This is a genomic window from Actinomadura oligospora ATCC 43269, assembly GCF_000518265.1.
GTDB classification, from domain to species: domain Bacteria; phylum Actinomycetota; class Actinomycetes; order Streptosporangiales; family Streptosporangiaceae; genus Spirillospora; species Spirillospora oligospora.
In genome coordinates, this window is sequence record NZ_KI912410.1 from 790,800 (window position 1) to 815,424 (window position 24,625).

Genomic DNA, 24,625 nt, shown 5'->3' on the forward strand with positions numbered 1-24,625 from the left:
GGTGTCTGGTGTGCGGGGGTTCGGGGTGGGTCATTCGGTGCGGAGGGCCGTGGACGTGCGGGTCCGGGCGGCCCAGCCCGCGGGGAGCAGCGCGCCCGCGACCGCGATCAGGACGCCGCCGAGCAGCAGGACGGCCAGCAGCGGCAGGTCGAAGACGTTCAGGTCGGCGGAGGGGATGCCCGTCCCGGCGGCCTTGCCCATCTCCGGGACGACGGCCGCGTGGAGCGCCATCCCGAGGGGGATCCCGGCCGCCGCGAAGCACAGCCCGACCAGCCCGACCGTTGTGATGATCATGCCGATGACCTGCCGTGGAGCCATCCCGAGCGCCTTGAGGACGCCCAGGTCGTGCACCCGTTCGCGGGTGTCGAGCACGACCGTGTTGAGCACGCCGAGCCCGGCCACCACGACCAGCAGGACGGTCAGCATCCCCGCGAGCGTGTCCATGGCGACGACCGTGGGGCTGATGTGGGCGGTGTTCCGGTCGGCGGCTCCGCCGACGCCTTGCAGGGCACGGTCCAGCGACCTGGTGTAGGCGCCCGCGTCGGTGCCGTCCTTGACGTCGATGTGGAACTCGGTCATTCCGGGGTCGAAGCCGATGCCGAGCGGTGCCGTGGACGCGGTGTCGGTCAGCACGTCCATGCCGTCGTCGCGCACCATCATGATCTCGCCGACGATCCGGACCCGGGCGGTCCGTCCGGCGTTGGTCAGGGTGATCGTGCCGCCGACCCGTGTCCCGGTCGCCTTCAGCAGCGCGGACGGCGCGACCGCCTCGCCGGGGCCGTGGAACCAGCGCCCGGAGACGATCTGGAAGGCGCCCCACGACGCGTCCCCGGTGTAGGCGGTCAGGGAGGCGGCGCTGGTCATCCCGGCGACGCCGATCCGCGCCTCGGACACGGAGAAGTACCGGCGGGTGCCCGGCTGCGCCTCGATCGTCCGGGCGATGGCGGCGGGGTCGGCGGGCTCGGGGGTGGGCGCCGGCCCGTTCCGGGGCCGCTGACCGGGCGCGGGGGCCTCGGGTGCTCCGTCCGGGCCGGCTTGCATGCCGGGGCGGCCCATGACGTGGACCGTGACGGCTCCGGCCTCGTCCTGGTTCAGGCCGTTCTGGATGCCGTTCAGGGAGAGGGCGAGGCCCGTTCCGAACGCGACCGCCGCCGTGCCGAGCATCAGCGCCAGGCCCATCGCCACCGACCGGGCCGGACGGGCGAACGGCGCGGCGAGGCCGAGGCTCACCGGACGCGCCAGCGGCAGTCTTCCGAGCAGGCGGCGGGCCGTCCGGCCCCGGCCGGGACGCGGCGCGCGCCCGATCGCGATCGCCTCCGCCGCCCGGAGCCGTCCGGCGCGGAGCGCGGGGACCAGGGCCGTGACCGCGACGGCGGCGAGCGCGGCGGCGGCCACCGCGACGTCGATCCACGGCGCGACCGTCCGGGACCCGGTCTGGTAGGCGTTGCCCTCCTGGCGCATCGCCGGGATCGCCAGCAGGTTGCCGAACACGACGCCGAGGCCCGTCCCGATCGCGGCCGGGATCAGCGCCTTGCCCACGTACCCGGTCACGACCTGCGAGGGCGTGAAGCCGAGCGACTTCAGCACGCCGATCCGGTGCGTCGCGGCGGCGACGGCGGCGTTCACCACGACCCCGATCGTCAGCACCGACATCACGAGCGCGAGCAGCCCGAACGCCACGATGAACGGCACGAACGTCGCGGTCTCCCGCTGCGCCTTGTGCCGGATCGTCAGGTAGGAGCCCGCGCCGGTCAGCGAGCCGCGCGGGGCGGCGGCGGTGACCGCGGCGCGGCCGGCGGACATCTGGGCGTCGGTCGCCGCGTGCCGGAACCGGTAGAGCATCTGCTGGTCGGGGGCCCGCGTGGTCAGCGCGGTGAGCTGCGCGGGGGCGACCCACGCGTCGGCGCTGCGGCCGACCGACCGGGCCCGTCCGACGATGGTGAGGGTCGGATGGCCCGCCGCCTGCGAGAACGTGACCTTGTGGCCGACCGGGAACGGCGGGCCGTCGGCGTCGACGACGATCTCGCCCCGTGTCGTCGCCCACCGGCCGTCGACGAGGTCGACGTCGTCGACGGGGCCGTCCGGCGCGGGACGTCCGGCGATGGTCATCGGGAGCGGGTCCGGGCCGCCGCCGCCCTCACCGAAGGACGGCCGCAGCGTCAGCACCGGGAACGGCCCGGCCGTGGCCGTGACGCCGGGCGCGTGCGCGGTCGCGGCGAGCTGCTCCGGCGTGGCGCGGCTCCCGTCGAACCGGGCGGTCAGGTGCGCGCCGTGCTGCTTGGCGAAGGCGTGGTCGAACGGCGCCCGGGACGCCACGACCAGCCCCGCCGCCAGCACGGACGCGGTCACCGCCAGCATCGTCGTCAGCGTCAGGACGAGGGTCTGCACCCGCTTGCGCGCCACGCCCGAGCGGACGATCCGTCCGAGCGCGCTCATCGGGTCGCCATCCGGGTGATCCGGCCGTCGGTCAGCTCGATCGTCCGGGTCGCGCACGCGTCGGCGAGCGCGGTGTCGTGCGTGACCAGCAGCATCGTCTGGCCGTCGGCGTTCAGGCCGGTCAGCAGGTCGCGGACGTCGGCGGCGGACGCGGTGTCCAGCGCGCCGGTCGGCTCGTCGGCGAGGAGCAGCGGCGGGCGGTTCATCAGCGCGCGGGCGACCGCGACGCGCTGCCGCTCGCCGCCCGACAGCCGTCCGGGGAACGCCCGCGCGTGCTGGAGGACGCCGAGCTTCCCGAGCAGCTCCTCGGCGCGGTCCCGGGCCGCGCGCCGCGACATGCGCGAGAGCTGCGCGGGCAGCAGCACGTTGTCGATGACGGTCAGGTCGTCCAGGAGGTTGAAGAACTGGAACACCATCCCGACCTTCCTGCGGCGGTACCTCGCGAGCGCGGTCTCGGACAGGTCGTCCACGCGCGTCCCGGCGACCGTGACCGTCCCCTCGGTGGGACGGTCCAGGCCCGCGACCAGGTTGAGCAGCGTCGACTTCCCGCTGCCGGACGGCCCGAGCACGGCGAGCGCCTCGCCCTCCGCCACGGTCAGGTTCAGGTCGGCGAGGGCGGGCCCGCCGTCGTCATAGGACTTCGTCACCGCGCGGATCTCGATCACGGCGTCTCCTCATCGTCTGGGGTCGCCCAGACGGTAGGAAGCGTGGGGCGGACGGCGCGTCGGCCGCGCTGATGGGATCGGGTCGGCCGCGCGGGCGATTCCCGGTCCGGGTCATCCTCGCGATGTACGCCGCGCGGCGGGTCCGTCGCGTTCCCGGGGAGGATGTGCCGGTTTCTGGTTGCTTGCCATAGTGAGCCGGTGAGCAGAACCGTCCTCGCGGACCGCCGGGCCGCCCTCTGGAACGCGCTCTGGCGCGTGACGCCGGACCCGCCGTCGCGCACGTCCCGCTGGGCCGTCATGGCGGACGCGGTGCTGGCCGTCCTGCTGGCCGTGGGCGCGCTGGGCGTCGTGATGGACGTGTCCGACGATGGTCCGCACCCGTTTCCTCCGGGGGACCAGTACCCCCCGGACCCGAGCGACCCGCCGGACGTCCCGGACGAACCTGACGCGCCGGATGTTCCGGGTGCACCGCTCGCACCACCCCCACCGCCCGAACCGCACTACGGGCCGGGCGTGCACGTCCCGGGCATGCGCGGGCTGGACCCCGCGCACACCACGCTCCATGGCCTGTCGGTGTGGTGGCACATCGCGCTGGCGCTCCTGATCGCCCTGCCGATCGCCGTCCGCCGCCGGTACCCGCTCGGCGCGCTGTGGACGGTGTCCGTCGCGGCGGTGCTGTTCCACAAGGGCGTCTACCTGAATCCGACCTTCACGTTCGCGGCCCTGGTCATCGCCGCCTACAGCGCCGTCGTCTACAGCCCGCACCAGCGGCTCGCGATCGGGACGGCCGTCGTGGACGTCCTGGCGGTCGTCCTCTTCCGCCACTCGCTGGTGCCCCAGATGAACCCGAGCCTGCTCGGCTTCCTGCTGCTGATCCCGGTCGGGCTCGGCGCGAACGCGATCCACACCTGGCAGCAGCGCGTCCGCGCGCTGGAGGCGAGGCAGGAGGAGGCCACCCGCCGCGCCGTCGAACGGGAACGATCGCGCATCGCCCAGGAACTGCACGACGTCGTGACCCACAATGTGAGCGTGATGGTGGTTCAGGCGGGTGCGGCCCGCATGGTCCTGCGGGACGAACCGGACCGCGCCGAGGCGGCGATGCGGGCCGTCGAGTCCGGCGGGCGCGCGGCGATGACCGAGCTCCGGCACGTCATGAACCTGCTGACCATGGACGGCGAGCCCGAGGAGGCCGATCTCGCGCCGCGTCCCGGCCTCGCCCAGGTCCCGGCCCTCGCCGAGCGCGTCCGCGCGACCGGCGTGAAGGTCGACCTGATCGTCAGTGGCGAACCGTCCGACCTGCCCGAAGGGATGGACCTGGCCGCGTACCGGGTCGTCCAGGAGGCGCTCACCAACACGCTCAAGCACGCCGCCGGAGCCCGCGTCGGCATCGTCGTCGCCCACACTCCGGGCGAGCTGACCGTCGAGGTCACCGACACCGGCGGCGGCGCCACGTCCCACTCCGGGAACGGACGCGGCCTGCTCGGCCTGCGCGAACGCGTCGCCGTCTTCGGCGGAGTCCTGGAGCACGGGCCCACGCCGTCCGGCGGCTACCGCGTCCACGCCACGTTCCCGGCGGCGCGATGACCGCGCCGCGCGTGGTGATCGCCGACGACCAGGCCCTCGTCCGCACCGGCTTCGGCATGATCCTCACCGCCGCCGGGATCGACGTGGTCGCCGAGGTCGAGGACGGCGCCCGCGCGGTCGAGGCCGTCCGCGCGCTGCGGCCCGACGTCGTCCTGATGGACATCCAGATGCCCGGACTGGACGGCCTGACCGCCACCCGCCGCATCCTGTCGGCGGGCACCCCGTCCCGGGTGATCATGCTGACGACCTTCGACCTCGACCGCTACGTCTACGCCGCCCTCGCCGCGGGCGCCAGCGGCTTCCTCCTGAAGGACGTCTCGCCCGAGCACCTCGCCGCCGCCGTCCGGCTCGTCCGCACCGGGGACGCCCTCCTCGCGCCGTCCATCACCCGCCGCCTGGTCGAACGCTTCGCCACCCGCGCCGACGCCGCCGAGCCCGCCACCGCCCTGCACCGCGACCTGACCCCGCTGACCACCCGCGAACTCGAGGTCCTCCGCCTCCTCGCCCGTGGCCGCACCAACGCCGAACTCGCCGCCCACCTGCACCTGAGCGAGGCCACCGTGAAGACCCACGTCGCCCGCATCCTGTCCAAACTCGACCTCCGCGACCGGGCCCAGGCCATCATCGTCGCCTACGAGACCGGCCTCATCACCCCAGGCCATTCGGGGTGAGTGTGGATCTACGATCGGCGGATGCGGATTGACCTGGTGGCGCTGGTGGTCGAGGAGTACGACCCGGCGATCGAGTTCTTTGTCGGAGTACTCGGGTTCGAGCTGGTGGAGGACTCTCCGGCCCTCACGAACGACGGGCGGGCCAAGCGGTGGGTGGTGGTGCGTCCGGCGGGAGGCGGGACGGGGTTGCTGCTCGCGCGGGCGGACGGGGAGCGGCAGGAGGCCGCAGTTGGTGACCAGGTCGCGGGACGGGTCGGGTTCTTCCTGAACGTGGACGACTTCGACGCGAAGTACGAGCAGATGGTCGCGGCGGGAGTGCGGTTCGTCACCGAGCCCCGGGACGAGCCGTACGGACGGGTCGCGGTGTTCCTCGACATCGCCGGGAACCGCTGGGACCTGCTCGGGAAGGCGGACGGATCCTGAGATCCGTCCGCCGCCCCCGAGGGCGTCAGCCGGTGCGGAGCAGGAGCTTGCCGACGGTGCCGCGCCCGGCGAGGTCGCGGTGGGCCTGGGGGGCGTCCTCGAGCGGGTACTCGGCGTGGACGCGCACAGAAAGGCGGCCCTGGGACGCCCAGCCGAGGACGTCGCCGTAGCGGGCGCGGAGCTCGGCCGGGTCGGCGACGAAGTCCCAGAGGGTGGGACGGGTGAACTTGACCGATCCCGCCGCGTTGAGGCGCATCGGGTCGACCGGCGGGACGGCGCCGCTCGACCCGCCGAACAGGACGAACGTGCCACGGCGGCGCAGGGACGCGAGGGAGCCGTCGAAGGTGGCCTGCCCGACCCCGTCGTAGACGGCGTGGACGCCGAGGCCGCCGGTCAGGTCGCGGACGCGGGCGTCGAAGCCGTCGTAGCCGACCAGGACGTGGTCGGCCCCGGCCTCGCGGGAGATCTTCGCCTTCTCCTCCGTGGAGACCGTGGTGATGACGGTCGCGCCGAGGATCTTCGCGACCTGGGTCACCGCGAGGCCGGTGCCGCCCGCGCCCGCGTGGACCAGGACGGTCTCCCCGGCGGCGATGGGGTGCGACTCGGTCGTGAGGTAGTGCGCGGTCAGGCCCTGGAGGGGGAGCGCGGCGGCCTGCGCGTCGTCCACGTCGTCCGCGACGGGCAGCAGGCGCGCGGCCGGGGCGACGACGTGCCGCGCGTACGACCCTGCCACGCCCTCCCAGGCGACGCGGTCGCCGACCTCGACCGCTGTGACGCCGTCGCCGACCGCGACGACGCGTCCGGAGCCCTCGTTGCCCGGCACGAACGGCGTCTCCATCGTGTAGCGGCCGTTGCGCTGGTAGATGTCGATGAAGTTGACCCCGGCGTAGGCGACCTCGACGAGCGCCTCACCCGCCCCGACCTCGGACGGCACGTCCACCTGTTCCGGCCGCATCACCTCGGGCCCGCCCTGCTCCCGGATCACGATCGCCGTCGACTGCATAGGTGACTCCTTGTCCTCGGTGTTCCCCTCACCGGCCAACCCGCGGTGGCTCTCAATCATTCCGATCGGGAAAGTCGGCGTGCCACGGTCTCACGGGTGTCCGCCGGGAGCGCGTCTCCGGCGTCCTGGAGGCGGGGGAGGAGTTCGGGTTCGAGGGTGAGGGCGCGGAAGACCAGGCCGATGCTCACCTCGTGGGACGGACGGTCGACGACGGTGATCTCGTCGCCCTTCGCGATGTCGCCGGGCTCGACGACGCGGAAGTACGTGCCGGGCAGGGCGCGGGCGGTGAAGGTCTTGATCCATCCGGGCTCGTCCATCCAGCCCGCGAACGTCCGGCACGGGATGCGCGGCGCGGACACCTCCAGCAGGACGTCGCGGCCGACGCGCCAGCGCTCGCCGATGAGCGCTGCGTTGACGTCCACACCGGACGTGGTGAGGTTCTCGCCGAACGAGCCGCTGGGGATGTCGCGGCCGAGTTCGGCGCCCCACGCGTCCAGGTCCTCGCGCGCGTACGCGTAGACGGCCTGGTCGTCGCCGCCGTGGTGGCGCAGGTCGTAGACGCGGTCGCCCGCGAGTCCGACCGCGCCGGTGCCACGCGGTCCGGGGGCCTCGACGCGGATGGGCCCGTCCACCGGACGCTTGTCGATTCCGGTCCCGGAATAGCTCTGCCACGGGTTGTCGCGCCGGTGCCCGATGTTCAGTGAGAGGAGGAACGCCATGGCATGAGAGTAGAGGGCCCTCTTCGGGCGGGTATATCTGGACGTGTGTGGTGGCTCGCCGGACTCAGCCCGCGACGGCGCTGGTACGTCGGCGGGATGTCGGCGCTCGTCGCGGTGATCGTCCTCGTGGTGGCCGGACGGTTCGCCCTCGCCCGTGCCGGACGCGACGCGGGCCCCGCCGCCGACCAGTCCACGCCCGGCCCGGTCGTGCTCGTCCCCGGCTACGGCGGCGGGACGGACGGCCTGGCCGTCCTCGCGCGGCGGTTCGAACGCCTCGGCCGCCGCGCCGTGATCGTCCTCCCGCCCGGCAACGGCACCGGTGACCTGCGAAAACAGGCCGACTCGCTGGACCGGAGGGTGAACGCGTTGCTGCGTGGCGGCGCGCCCTCGGTGGACGTCGTCGGCTACTCGGCGGGCGGCGTCGTGACGCGGCTGTGGGCGCGTGACCACAACGGCGCGCACAAGGCCCGCCGGATCGTCACGCTCGGCTCCCCGCACCAGGGCGCGGACGTCTCGGCGGCGGGCGCGGCGCTGTCGCCGGGGGCCTGTCCGACGGCGTGCCAGCAGCTCGTCCCGGACAGCCCGCTGCTGCGCGGCCTCGGCGACCGCGTCGGCGACAGTCCCGAGTGGATGTCGGTGTGGACGACCCGCGACCAGGTCGTCACGCCTCCCGAGTCCGCCCGGCTGGACGGCGCGATCAACGTCGTCCTGCAGGAGATCTGCCCGGACGTCCGGACCGGCCACGACGCCCTGCCGTCCGACCCGCTCGTGGGCGGCCTCGTCCTGCGGGCCCTCGGCAGCGACCTGATGACGACCCCGGCGCCGTCGGACTGCGCGTCCCTGCGCGCGGACGGCTCGTGACCTCCCCAGGGGGGCGCCCGGTCAGTTCGTGATGTCGCGGGTGGCGAAGTTGGCCCAGGCGGCGGCGAGGAAGACCGCCACGTAGACCGCCTGGAGCGCGAGCCCGCGCTGGATGTCGTGCCACAGGACCGGGGCGCGGAAGAAGTCGATCCAGGCGAGCCAGTAGCGCGTCGGCAGGTACGGGTGGACGGCCGCCGCCGCGTCCAGCGAGACGAGGATCTGGCTGGTCACGAGCGCGGCGAGCGCGCCCAGGGCCGCGCCGAGCGCCGAGTCGGTCACCGTCGACAGGAACAGCGCGATCGCGCCGACGCCGAGCATCGACACACCGACGTAGAGCATCGCGCAGGCCAGGCGCAGCAGCACCTGCGGGGTGGTCAGGCCCGTCCCGGACATCGAGGTCACCAGGCTCGCGCCCGTCACCGCCGAGGCGGGCTTCGCGCCGAACACCGCGATGCCGATCGCGTACGAGCTGAGCGTCACGGCGACGACCGCGAGCAGCACGAACCCGACGAGCGCGGCGAGCTTGGCGACCAGCAGGCGCGTCCGGCCGACGGGACGGAGCAGCAGGTAGCGCAGCATCCCCGAGCCCGCCTCGCCCGCGACCGAGTCCCCGCCGACCACCGCGACCGACACGGGCAGGAACAGCGGCAGCACCATCGCGAGCGCCGCCGCCGGGTACAGCGTCCCGTTCGAGAGGACCGCCGACAGGAACGCGGGGCCCTGCCCGGCGGGCGGCGCGACCTTGGTGACGCCGAGGAACGCGGCGACGAGCCCGGGCAGCCCGCACAGCAGCATCAGCGACACCCACGTCCGGGGCCGCCGCAGCATCTTCACCAGCTCGGTCCGGATCACGTCAGCTCCCCGGCGGTTCGGTCGGCGTCGGCGCGGGCGTCGGTGCCAGCGCGGGCGTCGGCGGCTGCGCCGGGACGGTCGAAACGGTCGGCGCTCGCGCCGGTCAGGGACAGGACGACCTCCTCCAGCGTCCGCCGCTGCGGCCGGATCTCGGTGACGCGCAGGCCGTCCGCGACCAGGCGCGCGTTCAGCTCGGCGGCGTCGGCGGCCCTGACCAGCAGCAGGTCGCCGTCGCGGTGCTCGACCCGGCCGTCCAGCAGGGCGACGACGCGCGCCGCGTCCGGGGTGCGGAGCTCGACGCGCCCGGTCAGGGCACGCACGTCGGACATGTCCCGTTGCAGGACGAGCCGTCCCCGGTCCATGACGCCGACGCGCGTGCACAGCTCCTCGACCTCGCCGAGCAGGTGGCTGCACAGCAGGATCGTCGTGCCGTCCTCGTTCAGCGCGCGCAGCAGGTCGCGGATCTCGCGGATGCCGCGCGGGTCCAGGCCGTTGGTCGGCTCGTCCAGGATCAGCAGCTCCGGCTCGTGCAGCAGCGCGGCGGCGAGGCCGAGGCGCTGCCGCATGCCGAGCGAGTACGCCTTGACCGGACGGTCGTCCACGCCGCCGAGCCCGACCCGTTCCAGGGCCTCGCCGACGCGGCGGCGGCGCGTCCGGCGCGTCCCGCGTCCAGGCCCGGACGCGTCGAGCAATGCCAGGTTCGCGCGTCCGGACAGGTGCCCGTACGCGCCCGGCCCCTCCACCATCGCGCCGACGCGCGGCAGCACCTCGCCGGTGCGGCGCGGGATCGGGCGGCCCATCACCTCGATCTCCCCGGACGTCGCGAAGACCAGCCCGAGCAGCATCCTGACCAGCGTCGTCTTGCCCGACCCGTTCGGCCCGAGCAGCCCGAACCGGTCGCCCGCGCCGACCGCGAGGTCCACGTCCCGGACGGCCACGACACGTCCGTACCGCTTGGTCAGGCCACGCGTGGCGATCACGACGCGAGCTCCGCGGCCGCGGTCTTCAGCACCTCCGGCCGGACGGCCCCGACCAGCAGGAACGTCGTTCCCACGTCCGCGTGGAACAGCATCGCGTTCAGCAGCGGCGTCGTCAGCATCAGGTACTCGCCGCCGCGTCCCGCCGTTGGCCGCAGCGGTACGGCGTCCGCGCCCGCCTCCTGCGCCGCGCCGACCAGCCGCTGCCCGTACCGGGGCGGCAGCGGCGCGACGGCGAGCGACGCGAACCCGCCCGTGTAGCCGCGGATGCTCGCGACCGACGCCGTCCCGGGCATGGCCTCGCGTCCGGCGAGCCGGTCCGGCAGGCGCAGATTCGTGAACGTGACCAGCCGCGACAGCAGGTCCGGCGCGTCGACCGTGCCGCGCATGAGCCCGCGGGCCGGACGCGGCGCGACGTCCGACGTCGCCGGGCGTTTCGCCGTGAACTCCAGGAACCGGGTCGTCAGCGCGGGACGCGCCGCCCCGCGCGACACCACGTCCACCTCCAGCGGAACCCCCGTGGACGGGTCGCTCCACACGTCCACCGCTCCGATCGTCGTGTCCTGGTCGGACGTGGTGATGCGCAGGCCGTCGGCGGACCCTCCGGCGATGCGACGAGGCTTCAGCGCCGTCACCTTGTCCCGCGCGCGCACGAGCTTGAGCAGGCGGCGCGCCAGCGAGGGCGGAGTCAGATCGGCCGCATTGGGCAGCCGCACCACGGGACGTCCGGCTATGCGGGTGAGCTGGTTCCGCTCGTAATCCCAGACGTCGAGTCCGTCGGCGTTGGCGAGGTAGTCGCGCTCGCCCGTCATGGACAATTCGGCCACGCGCCAGCGATGCGTCCCGTCGTACCAGCTGCGCATCCGGGACGTCCCGTGCAGCGCTCCGGTCGCGTCGTCCAATCCGGGAAGGTTCGGAAGGCCGAGCGACCCGGTGACCTCTATGAGCCCCTCGTGCGCGCGCGTCCCGGAACCGAGCGCGCGCTGTATCTGCTCCGCAGGATCCCGTCCGGACGACGACGCGGGGTAGGCGGCGAGCGCGACCGGCGTGGCGCAGAGCGCGGCCACGAACGCCACCACCACCGCCCAGCGACGCCGGGCATCGCGACGCACCACGCTCACCTCAGTGAGCGTACGCGGCACACCCCGGTTTGCGTCAGTTCGTCCCTGGCGCCACCCGCCGCCGGACGGCCACCGCAAGAAATCAGAAGTTGATGGTCCCGCTGTTGGACTCGATCTGGATGACCTTCTGCGCCTGGCCGTAGAAGTTGTTGGACGAACCCGGGCGCGCCTGGGCGCGCACGGCCGCGCGCAGTTCCTCCAGCTCGCGCCAGAACTCCTGGTTCACGTCCATCGCCTGCCTGATCAGCGCCTCCAGCGCCTCGGCCTCCCGCCGCACCTCCGGGTCGGCCTCGGCGGCCCGCCGGATGACGCCCTCCAGGGCCAGCGCCTTTCCCGGCCCGTCCGGCGCCTGCTCGGCCTTCACGAGCTCCTCGTCGTCCTTGAACCGACCCCGGATCAGCGCCCACAGCTGCTTGGTCCCGCTCCGGACGGGGTCGCCCGCCAGCTCGACGGCCTTCCCCGTCGCGGCGGTCAGAACGGCGATCGTGATCGGATCCATCAGGAGACTCCCCGGGCCGGGCTCGAACGGTCGTCAAGGCTGTGTCGTCAAGGTTGTGCCGTCAGGAGTGCGGCACTCCCATCATGCCCGTCCCCGGCCCGCCGCGCCCCCGCCGAGTTCACTGCCGGTTCAGCGCCCGGCTCACGCCCGCGATCGTCGTGGAGGCGAGGGTCCACCCGGCCAGGATGAGCCCGTACGAGAGCCACTGGTAGCCGCCGCGCGGCGCGAACCGGTCCTCCTGGCCGAGGCTGATGATCGGCAGCAGCAGGTCCAGGGAGTAGGAGAACGCGTTGAACGGCGGATGCTCGTCCACCTTCAGCGGCGGCGGGTGATGCAGGGCGAACACCGTCGCGCCGATCGCCCACAGCGCGGCCAGCCAGCCCGCCGCGCGCAGCGGACGGTACCCGTACCCGATCGTCCAGTCCTGGAGGTATCCCCAGACCCGGCCGTACCAGGGACGCGTCCGGCGGTAGTGGCGGTGCTTCGCGATCTGGACGTTCTGGGCGTTCCTCTCGTTTCCGATCCGGCGGTAGTACGCCGCGAGCTGCTCGTACGAGTGCGGCACGTACCCGGCCCTGTCCCGCAGGAACACCTCGATGCGGGCACCCGCGGCCATCCGCGGCGTCAGCGAGGTGTAGCTCAGCCCGTCCAGGTACACCGACTCCGGCCACAGGTTCGGCGGCATGTTCAGCAGCCTGACGGACGTGCGGCGCAGGTTCACCAGGCCCTCGATCGAGGTGCCCTCACCCCCGAACCAGATCTCGCCGATCGTGCAGCCGCTCGCCCGCAGCGCCACATCGCCCGGATGCGACAACTTCGCGTGCCAGAGGCTGAGCTGTCCGCCGATCTTCGCGCCACGGAGGTTGATCCGTCCGTCAGCGCGCAGGTGCTTGGCCCGGACGTCGTTGGCGATCGTCGCCATCTCGCCGTCCAGGGCGGTGTGCCCCGGGTGGTCCAGGACGGCCTCGTCCAGGTTCAGCGTTCCGGCGATCCGCGCTCCGACCAGCGTGAACCGTCCGTGCACCTGGAGACCGGGCGCCCACAGGTCGTCCGTGAGCGTCGCGTGGTTGAGGTGAAGGGCGCTCTTGGCGTCGGTGTTGCCGGGCGTCCCGAGCCGTGCGCCGTTCATGAAGAGCGCGCCCGCGAAGTTCGCGCCGCCGAGCTCGATCGGGCCCGCGATGACACAGTCGGTGATCCGCAGGACGCCGGAAAGCTGGATCGTCGCCGCCTCCAGCCCGGGCAGGAACGACTTGCTCAGGTTCACCTGCCGGAAGCGTCCGCCGTACAGGTTCGGGACGCGTTCGAAGTGGCATCCCCAGAGCCGGATGGCGTGCTCGACGGTCGCGTACCGGAGGTTCAGCGTTCCGACGATCCGCGCGCCGCTCACGCGCAGCGCAGGGATCTCACCGTCCTGGCTCGGGCCGTCCAGCAGGAGGGCGCGCAGGACCGACGCCCGGACGGTCCGCTCCCGTCCCCAGGACGCGCCGGACGACGCGTCCTCGTCGGGGGAGTCGCGGAAGTCGACCTCCTCGCCCCGCGCGAACGCCCGCCAGACCCGCCGCTCCGCCCGCGACAACTCGCTCCGCCGCACGCCCACCCCTCCCACGGGGAACCGCCCTCTGTGACATGGACGGCATATCGGACGCGGACGTTCCACGCCACCGGATCTCCACGGGATCCCGGGGAACCCGGACAGACGAAAAGAATCCCGCGCCGCGTGGCGGGGATCCGGGGGAGTGGGACGGCCGTGTGCCCCGGGGCCGTCCGGCGTGGACGGGCCCCGGGGCGCCGCTTCAGGAAGCGGACTTCTCCTCGTCCGACGTGGGCGTCGCGGAGCCCATCGGGGCGGCGGTCGGCTCGGGCTCGTGGTCCTGGCGGCCCTGGGACGGCCAGGTGTCGAGCCGGGTGCGGCGGGGATTGGCCAGAGCGGCGCTCATCGTTGTCGTCGTCCTCCCGTGGTCCCGTCCGTCGTCGGCGCGGTTCGCCGGCGGCGGGACGGAAGTGAGTACAGCGAACAGATTTTCGCGGATGACCCCGTCCACATCGCAATTTGGTCTAGACCTGCTGCCGCCGAGGGTTCGGACAAACTTGATCATTTCGGTATCGACCGGCGGGGAGCCGCTCCCTAGGCTCGGGACGACGACGACCCACAGTGACCGTGCACAGCGACGACGTGAGCGAGGACCGCATGACCACCGCCCCGGAGGTGCCCGACATCCTGTCGCCGGAGTTCGCGGCCGACCCCTACGCCGCGTACTCCGCCTACCGGAGGGAGGCGCCGCTGCTGTGGCACGAGCCCATGCAGAGCTACGTCGTCTCCCGCCACGAGGACGTCGCGCGGGTCTTCAAGGACCAGGTCTTCACCACGGCGAACTACGACTGGCAGCTCGAGCCCGTCCACGGGAAGACGATCCTGCAGCTCAGCGGCCGTGAGCACGCCGTCCGCCGCGCCCTGGTCGCGCCCGCGTTCCGGGGCGGCGAGCTGGAGTCGCGCTTCCTGCCGGTGATCGAGCGCAACTCCGCCGAGCTCATCGACGCCTTCCGCAAGGATGGACGCGTCGACCTCGTCGCGCAGTACTCCACGCACTTCCCGATCCGCGTGATCGTCGACATGCTCGGCCTGGACCGCGCCGACCACGCCCGGTTCCAGAAGTGGTACACCTCGATCATCGCGTTCCTGAGCAACCTCACGCAGGACACCGGCGTCGCCGCCGCGGGCGAGCGCACCCGCGTCGAGCTGGCCGAGTACATGATCCCGATCGTCCGGGAGCGGCGCGCGAACCCCGGGGACGACCTGCTGTCCACGCTCTGCGCCGCCGAGATCGACGGCACCGCGATGAGCGACGAGGACATCAAGTCGTTCGTCTCGCTGCTGCTCGCCGCGGGCGGCGAGACCACCGACAAGGCGATCTCCGCCGTCTTCGCGAACCTGCTCGCCCACCCCGAGCAACTGGACGCCGTCCGCGAGGACCGCACGCTGATCCCGCGCGCGTTCGCCGAGACCCTCCGCTTCACCCCGCCCGTCCACATGATCATGCGCCAGCCGTCCGAGGACGTCGAGATCGCGGGCGGCACGATCGAGGCGGGCAGGACGGTCACGGCCCTCATCGGGGCCGCCAACCGCGACCCGGAACGCTACGCGAACCCCGACGCGTTCGACGTCTTCCGCGACGACCTGTCCGCCGACACGGCCTTCTCCGCCGCCGCCGACCACCTGGCCTTCGCGCTCGGCCGCCACTTCTGCGTCGGCGCGCTCCTCGCCAAGACCGAGGTCGAGGTCGGCGTCAACCAGCTCCTGGACGCCATGCCGGACGTCCGCGTCGCCGACGGCCACACTCTCACCGAGCAGGGCCTCTTCACCCGAGGCCCCGCCGAACTCCCCCTCGTCTTCACCCCCACCTCCTGAGGCGGGGTCAGGGGAGGTCGAGGGGGAGGTCGGCGGTGGGGGTGAACTTGACCGGGAGGGAGTAGAGGCCGCGCATCCAGACGGACGGGCGCCATTCGAGGGCCTCCGGGGCCACCGAGAGCTCCATGTCGGGGAGGCGGTCCAGGAGGACCTCGACGGCCGTCTTGGCGATGACCTCGGCGAGTTCGGGGGCCGGGAAGGGGCAGCCGTGCTCGCCGTGGCCGAAGGACATGTGCGCCCGGTTGGCGACGGGGCCGCCGAACTCGCGGGGCGTCACGCCCGGGTCGCGGTTGGCGGCGGCGAGGCCGAGGACGAGGAGGTCGCCGCGCCGGACGCGCTGGTCGCCGAGCTGGCAGTCGTGCACGGCCCAGCGTCCGATGAAGTTCTGCGTCGGGGTGTCCTCCCAGAGGACCTGGTTCAGGGCGTGGGAGGCGCTGCCGCGACCACCCTGCATGGTGTTGGAGAACGTGTCGTCCACCAGCATCAGGCGCAGCGCGTTGCCGATCCAGTTGCCGGTCGGCTGCTGCGCGGCGGCCATGACGATGAGCAGGTCGATGACCACCTCGTCGTCGGTGAGCCCCGCGGGGTCGGCGATGAGCCGGGACGGCACGTCCGACCCCGGCTCGCGGTGCTTGTCGGCGACCAGCCGCACCATCCGCGCGTGGATGCGCCCGTGCGCGGCGACCGGGTCGGAGTCGACGTCGAGGGAGTCGGCGACGTCCTTGACCAGGGTGGGGATGTCGGCCTCGGGAAGGCCGAACAGCCGCGCCACGACGTGCAGCGGGATCTGGTGCGAGTACTGCTCGATCAGGTCGGCGTGGCCGTACCCCGCGAACGTGTCGACGAGGCGGTCGGCGACCTGGCCGACCATCATGCCGAGCTCGGTGCGGTCGAAGGCGTCCAGGGCGTCCCCGACCGCGCCCGCGCGCCGCTGGTGCTCGGCGCCCTCGGCGAACATGATGGACGGCGTCCAGCCCACGTACGGCATCAGCGGCCAGTCGTCCGGGATGCGGTCCCAGGCGTTCCAGCGGCGGCAGTCGCGCGCGAACAGCTGCGGGTTCGCGGTGACGTGGTGCACCTCGCGGTAGCCGAGGACGAACCAGGCCGGGACGTCGCCGTCCAGCAGGATCGGCACGACCGGCCCGTACCGCTCGCGCAGCGACCGGTACAGCTCGGCCGGGTCGTCGGCGATCGTCGGGCCGTACAGCCGGACGGGCCGCGGATGCCCCGGATGGAGCGGCCCGGTGGTCTCGGGGGTTGGAGCGGACTCGGGGGCGGGGTCGGTCATCGCGCGTCCTCTCCGGCGGGACGGTCGTGCAGCCTGGTCAGGTGACGGACGAGCTCGATCAGCACGGACTTGCTGGACTCGCGGAGCCGCGCGTCGCACTCGACCAGCGGGACGTGCTCGTCCAGGTCGAGCGCGGCGCGGACCTTCGGCAGCGACGGCCCGCGCTCGGCGAACCGGTTCACCGCCACCACGAACGGCATGCGGTGGTGCTCCAGCCGGTCGATGGCGTACCAGGAGTCCTCGATGCGGCGGGTGTCCACCAGGACGACCGCGCCGAGACTGCCGGAGAACAGCTGGTCCCACAGGAACCAGAACCGCTGCTGCCCGGGCGCGCCGAACAGGTACAGCACCTGCCGGTCGTTGAGGGTGATGCGGCCGAAGTCGAACGCCACGGTCGTGGTCGTCTTCTCCGGGACGGCGTCGGCCTCGTCGATGCCCTCGCCCGCCCGCGTCATCAGCTCCTCGGTCGACAGCGGGCGGATCTCGCTCACCGACCCGACCATCGTGGTCTTGCCGACGCCGAACCCGCCCACGACGACGATCTTCAGGCCGTCGGCGGCGGTGCCGCGCAGCGGGGCCCGCTCGGGGGACGGTTCGGCGAGCGCCGGTCCGGCGGCGGGCGGGTCAGAGTTGGTGGAGTCCAACGAGCACCTGCTTCAGGGTTTCCAGGTCGGGGAGTTGCTCGGGTTCGGGGGCCGAGACCGGGTGGCGGACGGTGATCCGGCCGTCCGCCAGCATGTCGCGCAGCAGGATCCGCACGACGCTCACCGGCAGCGCCAGGTGCGCCGACAGCTCGACCACCGCGACCGGGGCGTCGCGGCAGAGCCGCAGGATCCGCACCTGCTCCGACGACATGCCGGGGAGCGGGCCGATCTCGGCGACGACGAGCGCCACCAGGTCGAGGGACGCGTCGCGGCGTCCCCCGGTGATGGTGAAGTACCGGTCCGGGTCCTCCTGCTCGTGCCGCCGCGCGCTCATCGCCGCGCCGTGTGCCGGGGCGGGGCGGTGAGGAACGAGCCCATCTGCTCGACCAGCTCGTTCATCGAGTGGCCGACCAGGCCGACGTCGGCGTCCTCGGCGGCGACGACCGCCAGGTGCGCGCCCTCCCCGGCGGGGACGATCAGCAGCAGCCCGCCGGCGAACTCCAGCATGGACTGGCCCACGCCGAGGCCGGTGCCGAACTCGGCGGACGCGCTCAGCGACAGGCTCTGCACGCCCGCCGCCACGGCGGACAGCTGGTCGGCCCGGTCGACGTCGAGGTCGGCGGTGAAGCAGATCTTCAGCCCGTCCTTGGACAGCACCAGCACGTGCCGCACCCCGGGGGTGCGGTCGCGCAGTCCGTCGAGCAGCCAGCTCAGGTCGCGTTCTTCGGAACTCATCGGGATCGCGGGGGGAACGCCACGGGACGTCCGCCCCTGCCTCCAATCTGTTGTGCCGGGCGGACCGAGGGGTGTCCGCCGTGGGGGCGCTGCTGTGCGCGGGCGGTCATGACCGCCCCCGGCCCGGCTCCGGAGCCGAGGCGTCCGGCGGGGTGGACGCCACGCCGTCGCCGGACGCGGACCAGGTCTCGGTGGCGGGGGACGTCTCCGGGGCGTCCTGCGCGGGGGTGTCGGCGTCGGAGGTGGCGGGTCGGGGCTTCGGGGCCTCGGGGGCGGGGTTCGCGCCGGTGTCGCGGGCGACCGTCCGGGGGCCGCCGGTGGCGGAGCGGAACGCGGCGAACCGCGCGCCGGGGGCCGGACGGCCCTCGTCGCGGCCGACGTCGGCGAGGACCGGGTCCGGGGAGGTGCGCAGCGTCTCGCCGCGCCGACGCTGCGGAAGCTCGAACGCGTCGTCCTCGCCGTCGTCCTCGGTCTCGTCCGGGGAGTCGCTCGTGAGCGGCGACGGGGACGGCTCGACCGGAGGAGTGGTGGACGCGTCGGACAGCAGTTCCGCCGGTGTGTCCGGCGCGGCGTCCAGTTCGGCGAGGGGGGTGGCGTCCCGGAGGTCGGCGGTGCCCGCGAGGGGCGGGCGGGACGAGCCGTCCCACGGTTCGCGGAGTTCGGGCGGGAGGAGGTCCTGGCGGGGCTGGGTGACCAGCTGGCGGGGGACCAGGACGATGGCGGCGGTGCCGCCGCGCGAGGACGGGCGGAAGCTGACGCGCAGGCCGTGCTTGGCGGCGAGGCGGCCGACGACGGCGAGGCCGAGGCGGGTGCCGGGCAGCGCGGTCAGGTCGGACGGCTCGTTCACCAGGCGCTCGGCGCGGGCGCGTTCGCGCCGCCGCATGCCGAGGCCGCTGTCCTCGATGGTGATGACGATCCCCGCGTCCTCCTCCTCGACGTACACGTGCACGTCGGTGTTGTGCGCGGAGAAGGTCGCGGCGTTGTCCATGAGCTCGGCGAGGCAGTGCATGACGCCCTCGGCGGCGTAGCCCGCGATCGCCGAGGAGGTGGTGAAGTGCAGCTTGACGCGCCGGTAGTCGTGGATGCGGCCCATAGCGCCGCGCAGGATCGACTCCATGACGATCGGCTTGGTCCAGCGGCGGCCGGAGCGTCCGCCCGCGAGCAGCGCGATGGAGTCGGCGATGCGTCCGGCCTGGGAGACCTCGTGGTCGATGTCGAGCAGGTCGTGGAAGACCGGGTCGTCGCCGTAGCGGTGCTCGAGGTCGCGCAGGTCGCCGAGCAGCCGGGTGCAGGCGGCCTGGATGCGGGCGGCGGCGTTCGCGCACGACATCATCGCGGCGGCGCTGCCGCGCTCCCCGGTGGCCAGGTCGTCGACGACGCGGGCGAGCAGGCGGCGCAGCTGCGGGGACTCGGGCTCGCCGACCTCGGGCAGGACGGTCTCGGGGCCGACCCGGTCCCGGCGGATGCGCTCCACGATCACCGGCATGGCCTCGCCGATGATCCGGTCGACCTCCTTCTCCAGGCCGTTCACTTCGGCCAGCGCGGACGCGGCGTCGCGCTGCCGGGCGGCGGCGTCGAGCGCGGTGAGCTGCAGGACGCGCCGCAGCCCCGGGTCCGCGGGAGGGAGGATCTCGCCGAGCGCGGTGTCGGCGGGCGCGCCGGACCCGACGCGGTGCAGCAGCGCGGGCAGCGTGGAGTCGGCGACCTCGGCGATCTGCCGTTCCAGGGTGGTCGCGCCGCCGGTCTCGGCCTGGGCGGCCTCGCGGACGCGGGAGGCGAGCGCGGCGTAGTAGGCGGCGAGCGCGATCGTCACGCAGAGTGCGAGCGCGGCGGCGCCGCCACCCCAGGCGACGACGGGCCGGAGATCGTCCCCGGCCTCGAAGACGCCGTACAGCCAGGCCGCGCCGAACACGACGACGGCGACGAGCCACACCGCGAGGGCGCGTTCCAGTGGGGCGTGATCACCCCTGCGACCTGCGGGGACGGGTGCTGACATGGATCGGGTCCTCGGGGGGCGGGGTCAGGCGGACGGCGTGCGCTCGAACCGGTTCACGGCGGCGCGCGTCGACGGGATCACGGGACGCGGGCGACCGGCCCGCCGCGACGTCGCGTCGAGCGTTCGGACACCCTCCGTAGGATGCAGCACCCCGTCCGCGCGACACCGGATATTCGCGAAAAAGACCGCGCACGCCATGGGTCCTGACGTTAGATGATCACGGACCGCCACGCGAACTCACCCCCCACGCTGCGCAGCCTCGCGCTCGCACCGGGTCAGCGCAGGTGGGCGGGGTCCGCGACCTCTCCGCGCGGGGTGTTCACCGGCCCGTTCACCAGTGTTCACCTGCGGGAATCCGGTACGGCGGGCGCCCCGGAACACGGTGGTCACGAGCATCTGGACGAGGACTAGAGTGTGCGCGTTCGTCCGCTCGTCGATGGAGTGTCCCGATGCGACCGTGGGTGCCGCTGGCCGGTGCGGCCGTGGCCGTCGCCGTGGTCGCGGCGGCCGTCGTGGGTGGTGACGACCTGCTGTCCGGCGGCGGCGCGCACGCGTCCGGGACGGTCCTGGAGGCGTCGATCGGACGCTGCGGGACGGGCTGGACCCACGCGCACCCAGGAGCGCAGACGCTGCTCGTCCGCAACAGCGGCAGCGCGATCGCCGAGGTCAGGCTCGTGGACCGGGCGGGCGCGGTGCACGCCGAGCTCGAAGGGCTCGGCCCCGGCGTGACGCGGCCGATGCGGGTGACGCTGGGCGCGGGGGAGTACGCGCTGCGCTGCTCGGACGACGGCGCGAGCGACCCGCGCACGGGGACGTTCGTCCGGATCACCGGCGGCGGCGCGGGCGGACCGGCCGTCCCGGCGGTGAGCACGAGCGACCTGTCCGGCGCGGTGTCGTCGTACTGGACGAAGGTGACCGCGGGCGTCGGCAGGCTCACCGGGCTGACCGGGACGCTGCGGTCGGCGGTCGCGTCCGGCGACGTCGGCGAGGCGCGCCGCGCGTGGCTGCCCGCGCACCTCGCGTACGAGCGGCTGGGCGCCGCCTACGGAACGTTCGGCGACTTCGACGGCCAGATCAACGGGCGTCCGGAGGGCCTGCCCGGCGGCGTCCACTATCCCGGCTGGACGGGTTTCCACCGGCTCGAGTACGGGTTGTGGCACGGCGAGAGCATGTCCTCGCTCGGACGCGTCGCCGACCGGCTCGACAAGGACGTCCGCGCCCTCCAGGCCGATCTGCCGCAGCAGCGCATCGACCCTGCCGATCTCCCCCTGCGCGCGCACGAGATCCTCGAAGGGACGCTCCGGGTCGAGCTGACCGGCGAGGCCGACCAGGGCAGCGGCACCTCGCTGAGGACGGCGGCGGCGAACGTCGAGGGCACGCGGCTCGTGCTCGACGCGCTGCGTCCCGTCCTGCGTTCCCGGTACCCGGCGCTGCCTCAGGTGGACGCGTGGCTCGCCCGCCTGGACGCGCAGCTCAAGGGCCACGCGTCCCTGTCGGAGCTGTCCCCTCTGGAGCGCCGCCGCCTGGACGGCACGACCGGCCAGGCGCTCGAACTGCTGGCCCCGGTCGCCGAGATCGCCGCCCCCCGCCGCACGTCATGACGCCCCCGGATTCCATGACCACCCCGGATTCCATGACGACCTGGAGGGTGACGTGACCGATCGCCGATCGTTTCTGCGCGGGGCGTTCGCCGCCGGGGTGGGTGGTGTCGCCGCCGCCTCGGTGTCGGGTGCGGCGGCGTCGGAGGCGAAGGAGGACACCGCGCTGCGCGGGTTCCACGGCGTGCACCAGGCGGGTGTCGAGGAGTCGCCGCTGCCCCGGACGACCGTCGTCGCGTTCGACGTGATCGCGGAGAACCGGCGCGAGCTGACCGACCTGATGCGGACGATCACCGAACGGGCGCGCGTCCTCACCTCGGGCGGCGTCCCGGACGGCGCGGGCATCACCGCGCCCCCGGCCGACTCCGGTGTGCTCGGACCGGCCGTCCCCGGTGGGAACCTGCTGGTCACGGCCGGTGTCGGGGCGTCGCTGTTCGACGGGCGGTTCGGTCTGGCGGGACGCCGTCCGCCCCGGCTGACCACGATGCCGACCTTCCCGAACGACGCGCTCGACCCTGCGTGGTGCCACGGCGACCTCAGCCTCCAGCTGTCCGCGCGCGACGAGGACACGGTCGTGCACGCGCTGCGCGACATCGCCCGGCACACCCGCGGCGCGGCGCAGATCCGCTGGAAGATGGACGGGTTCGTCAGCCCGCCGCGCCCGTCCGGGACGCCGCGCAACCTGCTCGGCTTCCGCGACGGCACCGCCAACCCCGCCCCCGCCGACCTCGGACGCCTCGTCTGGACCGACGACGGCGGCACGTACCTGGTCGTCCGGCTGATCCGGATGCTGGTCGAGTTCTGGGACCGGATCGGCATCACCGAGCAGGAGCAGATCATCGGCCGTGCCCGCGACACGGGCGCGCCGCTGGACGGCGACGACGAGTTCGATCCGCCGAGGTTCACCGCCGACCCGATCGGCAAGATCATCCCGTTGACCAGCCACATCCGGCTGGCGAACCCGCGCACCGCGCAGTCGGCGGGCAGCCGGATCCTGCGCCGCGGGTTCAACTACGACCGCGGCGTGGACGCGGCGGGCGACCTCGACATGGGCCTGGTGTTCACCTGCTACCAGCGCGACATCCCGTCCCAGTTCGAGGCCGTCCAGCACCGCCTGAAGGACGAGCCGCTCGTCGACTACGTCCGTCCTTTCGGGGGCGGGTACTTCCTCGTCCTGCCGGGCGTCCGCGACGGCGGCGACTTTCTCGGCCGCGCGCTGCTCGCCTGATCCTCCGCCGCGTCGGCCAAGGGTAAGAACTACGCTTGCCTAATTAACCTTTCGCTCACCTTCCTCAAGGAAACATCTGCCCGTTCTGTGCCGGTCACCCGCCTGTTACCCGGGACCCTTGAGTTCGTCGCCGCGCGCTGGTTGGGTACCGCCCGGAGATCAATCCGGTGACCGGCTTCGCCCCCGTGCGGACGGGCCGCGGCCGTGACCCGTTCAGGAGGAAGAATGACCCCCGGCAACTGGACCAGGCGGCGCACCGCCACCGCGGTCGCCGCGGGCGCGCTCGCGCTCGCCACCGCCGCCGCGTGCGGCACGACCACGGGGCACGGCGCGTCCCTCACGGCGGCCGAGACGTTCACCGACGCGGCCCGGGCGCACACCGCGACGCCCATCAAGCACGTCGTCGTGCTGTTCGACGAGAACAACTCGTTCGACCACTACTTCGGCACGTATCCGAAGGCGGCGAACAGCGACGGAACGAAGTTCACCGCCGCGAGGAACACGCCGCGCGTGAACGGCCTGACCAAGAGCCTGCTCACGCACAACCCGAACCAGTACAACCCCAAGCGGCTGTCGCCGAAGCAGGCGCTCACCTGCGACCAGGACCACACCTACGGCAGCGAGCAGAAGGCGCTGAACGCGGGGAGGATGGACAAGTTCGTCGAGTCCACCGAGAAGGACAAGTGCACCGGCCAGCCGGTCCTCTTCGGTGAGCCCGGCCTGGTCATGGACTATTACGACGGCAACACCGTCACCGCGCTGTGGAACTACGCGCAGCACTACTCCATGAGCGACAACTCGTGGGACACGGTGTTCGGGCCGTCCTCGCCGGGCGCCGTCAACCTGGTCTCCGGGCAGACCCACGGCATCCACGCCGTGGACAACAGGACCCACGAGAAGGTCACCGACCCGTCCGTCGTCCAGTCGCCGGACAAGGACGGCGTCGGGACGATGATCAACGACCCGCAGCCCGCGTTCGACGACTGCTCGGCGAAGAACCACACCGCGGCCAACAACCTGGGCGTGATGACCGGTCCGAACGTCGGCGACCTGCTGAACAAGCGGAAGGTCACCTGGGGCTGGTTCCAGGGCGGGTTCAAGCCGACCGGCACGAACGGCTCCTACGCGGCCTGCGGCGCGACCCACCCGAACCTCGGCGGCATCGCGTCCACCGACTACATTCCGCACCACGAGCCGTTCCAGTACTACAAGTCGACGGCCAACGAGAAGCACCTGCCGCCGACCTCGGTCGCCCGGATCGGCCACCAGGACCAGGCGAACCACCAGTACGACCTGACCGACTTCGACGCCACGCTCCAGGCGGGCAACCTGCCGTCGGTCAGCTTCGTCAAGGCGGGCGCCTACCAGGACGGCCACGCGGGCTACTCCGACCCGCTGGACGAGCAGCGCTTCCTGGTGAAGTACATCAACGCGATCCAGAAGTCCAAGTTCTGGAAGGACACCGCGATCGTCGTCGCCTACGACGACTCCGACGGCTGGTACGACCACCAGAAGCCGCGCCTCCTGAACGGCTCCAAGGACTCCTCCGTCGACGCCTCCGCGCTGTGCGGCAAGGCCCCCTCGGCGGCGGGCGGCTACCAGGACCGCTGCGGCCCGTCCCAGCGCCTCCCGCTGCTGGTCATCTCGCCGTACAGCAAGGTGAACCACGTCGACCACACCTACAGCGAGCAGACGTCGATCCTGCGGTTCATCGAGGACAACTGGAACCTCGGCCGCATCGGCGACCACTCCTTCGACGCGCGTGTGACCGGCCTGAAGGGCCTGCTCGACTTCAAGAGGCCGCGCGCCGGGAAGCTGATCCTCGACCCGAACACGGGCGCCCGCTCCTGACCCCGCCGCTTCCGCCGCATCCGGCGGAGCCCTGATCGTCCGCCCTCGCCGTCCGCCTCCCCGGACGG

The 24,625-nt window shown here is 73.1% G+C and carries 23 protein-coding genes; 8 read left to right on the plus strand and 15 right to left on the minus strand.

What is annotated here, in order from left to right; all coding sequences use genetic code 11:
* Positions 1 to 30: 30 nt before the first annotated feature.
* Together P696_RS0135420 and P696_RS0135425 are read right to left on the minus strand one after the other, a co-directional pair.
* Positions 31 to 2,436: an ABC transporter permease gene (locus P696_RS0135420; protein ID WP_026416034.1), complete on the minus strand. Its 2,406-nt coding sequence runs from the start codon at positions 2,434 to 2,436 to the stop codon at positions 31 to 33.
* A complete protein-coding gene (locus P696_RS0135425; RefSeq protein ID WP_026416035.1) occupies positions 2,433 to 3,101 on the minus strand; it encodes an ABC transporter ATP-binding protein in 669 nt (222 codons plus the stop codon). Before P696_RS0135425 ends, P696_RS0135420 begins: the two co-directional genes overlap by 4 nt.
* 198 nt (positions 3,102 to 3,299) lie before the next feature.
* On the opposite strand from P696_RS0135425, the gene P696_RS50245 reads away from it, so the two are divergent.
* The 3 genes from P696_RS50245 to P696_RS0135440 are packed head-to-tail and all read left to right on the plus strand — an operon-like array spanning position 3,300 to position 5,779.
* Positions 3,300 to 4,685: a sensor histidine kinase gene (locus P696_RS50245; RefSeq protein WP_064744201.1), complete on the plus strand. Its 1,386-nt coding sequence runs from the start codon at positions 3,300 to 3,302 to the stop codon at positions 4,683 to 4,685.
* Entirely contained in the window at positions 4,682 to 5,356 is a 675-nt protein-coding gene (locus P696_RS0135435; protein WP_026416036.1) for a response regulator, read from the plus strand. Before P696_RS50245 ends, P696_RS0135435 begins: the two co-directional genes overlap by 4 nt.
* A gap of 21 nt (positions 5,357 to 5,377) precedes the next feature.
* Positions 5,378 to 5,779 carry a VOC family protein gene (locus P696_RS0135440; RefSeq protein WP_026416037.1) on the plus strand — a complete coding sequence of 134 codons (402 nt, stop codon included), beginning with the start codon at positions 5,378 to 5,380 and terminating at the stop codon, positions 5,777 to 5,779.
* Between the two features lie 25 nt (positions 5,780 to 5,804).
* Here the strand turns inward: P696_RS0135440 and P696_RS0135445 are convergent, their stop codons facing one another.
* Positions 5,805 to 6,782 (minus strand): quinone oxidoreductase family protein, encoded by a 978-nt coding sequence (locus P696_RS0135445; protein ID WP_026416038.1) that lies wholly within the window; start codon positions 6,780 to 6,782, stop codon positions 5,805 to 5,807.
* Positions 6,783 to 6,838: 56 nt separating this feature from the next.
* Positions 6,839 to 7,501 (minus strand): MOSC domain-containing protein, encoded by a 663-nt coding sequence (locus tag P696_RS0135450; RefSeq protein ID WP_026416039.1) that lies wholly within the window; start codon positions 7,499 to 7,501, stop codon positions 6,839 to 6,841.
* 45 nt (positions 7,502 to 7,546) lie between these two features.
* Here P696_RS0135450 and P696_RS0135455 point away from each other — a divergent pair, with 45 nt between their 5' ends.
* A complete protein-coding gene (locus P696_RS0135455) occupies positions 7,547 to 8,362 on the plus strand; it encodes an esterase/lipase family protein (RefSeq protein WP_211245927.1) in 816 nt (271 codons plus the stop codon).
* A 21-nt stretch (positions 8,363 to 8,383) separates the two neighbouring features.
* Here the strand turns inward: P696_RS0135455 and P696_RS0135460 are convergent, their stop codons facing one another.
* The 6 genes from P696_RS0135460 to P696_RS57135 form a co-directional block, all read right to left on the minus strand.
* Complete coding sequence (locus P696_RS0135460; RefSeq protein ID WP_026416041.1) at positions 8,384 to 9,214, minus strand: ABC transporter permease; 831 nt, start codon at positions 9,212 to 9,214, stop codon at positions 8,384 to 8,386.
* Entirely contained in the window at positions 9,211 to 10,194 is a 984-nt protein-coding gene (locus P696_RS50250; protein WP_051468535.1) for an ABC transporter ATP-binding protein, read from the minus strand. The genes P696_RS0135460 and P696_RS50250 overlap by 4 nt, the downstream gene beginning before the upstream one ends.
* Positions 10,191 to 11,312 carry a hypothetical protein gene (locus tag P696_RS0135470; protein WP_034488843.1) on the minus strand — a complete coding sequence of 374 codons (1,122 nt, stop codon included), beginning with the start codon at positions 11,310 to 11,312 and terminating at the stop codon, positions 10,191 to 10,193. Before P696_RS0135470 ends, P696_RS50250 begins: the two co-directional genes overlap by 4 nt.
* A gap of 82 nt (positions 11,313 to 11,394) precedes the next feature.
* On the minus strand, positions 11,395 to 11,811 hold the full coding sequence (locus tag P696_RS0135475) for a hypothetical protein (RefSeq protein WP_026416043.1): 417 nt from the start codon (positions 11,809 to 11,811) through the stop codon (positions 11,395 to 11,397).
* A 118-nt stretch (positions 11,812 to 11,929) separates the two neighbouring features.
* Entirely contained in the window at positions 11,930 to 13,402 is a 1,473-nt protein-coding gene (locus P696_RS58515) for a hypothetical protein (RefSeq protein ID WP_034488386.1), read from the minus strand.
* Positions 13,403 to 13,604: 202 nt separating this feature from the next.
* On the minus strand, positions 13,605 to 13,748 hold the full coding sequence (locus P696_RS57135; RefSeq protein ID WP_170026670.1) for a hypothetical protein: 144 nt from the start codon (positions 13,746 to 13,748) through the stop codon (positions 13,605 to 13,607).
* Positions 13,749 to 13,999: 251 nt separating this feature from the next.
* Here P696_RS57135 and P696_RS0135490 point away from each other — a divergent pair, with 251 nt between their 5' ends.
* A complete protein-coding gene (locus P696_RS0135490) occupies positions 14,000 to 15,217 on the plus strand; it encodes a cytochrome P450 (RefSeq protein ID WP_026416045.1) in 1,218 nt (405 codons plus the stop codon).
* Positions 15,218 to 15,224: 7 nt separating this feature from the next.
* Here the strand turns inward: P696_RS0135490 and P696_RS0135495 are convergent, their stop codons facing one another.
* The 5 genes from P696_RS0135495 to P696_RS50255 form a co-directional block, all read right to left on the minus strand.
* Positions 15,225 to 16,505: a cytochrome P450 gene (locus tag P696_RS0135495; RefSeq protein ID WP_026416046.1), complete on the minus strand. Its 1,281-nt coding sequence runs from the start codon at positions 16,503 to 16,505 to the stop codon at positions 15,225 to 15,227.
* Positions 16,502 to 17,149: a GTP-binding protein gene (locus P696_RS0135500; RefSeq protein WP_026416047.1), complete on the minus strand. Its 648-nt coding sequence runs from the start codon at positions 17,147 to 17,149 to the stop codon at positions 16,502 to 16,504. The genes P696_RS0135495 and P696_RS0135500 overlap by 4 nt, the downstream gene beginning before the upstream one ends.
* Positions 17,130 to 17,483 (minus strand): DUF742 domain-containing protein, encoded by a 354-nt coding sequence (locus P696_RS0135505; protein WP_026416048.1) that lies wholly within the window; start codon positions 17,481 to 17,483, stop codon positions 17,130 to 17,132. The genes P696_RS0135500 and P696_RS0135505 overlap by 20 nt, the downstream gene beginning before the upstream one ends.
* Positions 17,480 to 17,884, minus strand: a complete 405-nt coding sequence (locus tag P696_RS0135510; protein WP_026416049.1) for a roadblock/LC7 domain-containing protein — start codon at positions 17,882 to 17,884, stop codon at positions 17,480 to 17,482. The genes P696_RS0135505 and P696_RS0135510 overlap by 4 nt, the downstream gene beginning before the upstream one ends.
* 106 nt (positions 17,885 to 17,990) lie before the next feature.
* Positions 17,991 to 19,880, minus strand: coding sequence for a sensor histidine kinase (locus P696_RS50255; RefSeq protein ID WP_084338669.1), 1,890 nt, complete (start codon positions 19,878 to 19,880; stop codon positions 17,991 to 17,993).
* 449 nt (positions 19,881 to 20,329) lie between these two features.
* On the opposite strand from P696_RS50255, the gene P696_RS0135520 reads away from it, so the two are divergent.
* The 3 genes from P696_RS0135520 (at position 20,330) to P696_RS0135530 (ending at position 24,557) form a co-directional block, all read left to right on the plus strand.
* Complete coding sequence (locus P696_RS0135520) at positions 20,330 to 21,481, plus strand: EfeM/EfeO family lipoprotein (protein WP_026416050.1); 1,152 nt, start codon at positions 20,330 to 20,332, stop codon at positions 21,479 to 21,481.
* Between the two features lie 52 nt (positions 21,482 to 21,533).
* Entirely contained in the window at positions 21,534 to 22,706 is a 1,173-nt protein-coding gene (locus P696_RS0135525; protein ID WP_026416051.1) for a Dyp-type peroxidase, read from the plus strand.
* Positions 22,707 to 22,931: 225 nt separating this feature from the next.
* Positions 22,932 to 24,557 carry a phospholipase C gene (locus P696_RS0135530; protein ID WP_026416052.1) on the plus strand — a complete coding sequence of 542 codons (1,626 nt, stop codon included), beginning with the start codon at positions 22,932 to 22,934 and terminating at the stop codon, positions 24,555 to 24,557.
* Positions 24,558 to 24,625: the final 68 nt, after the last annotated feature.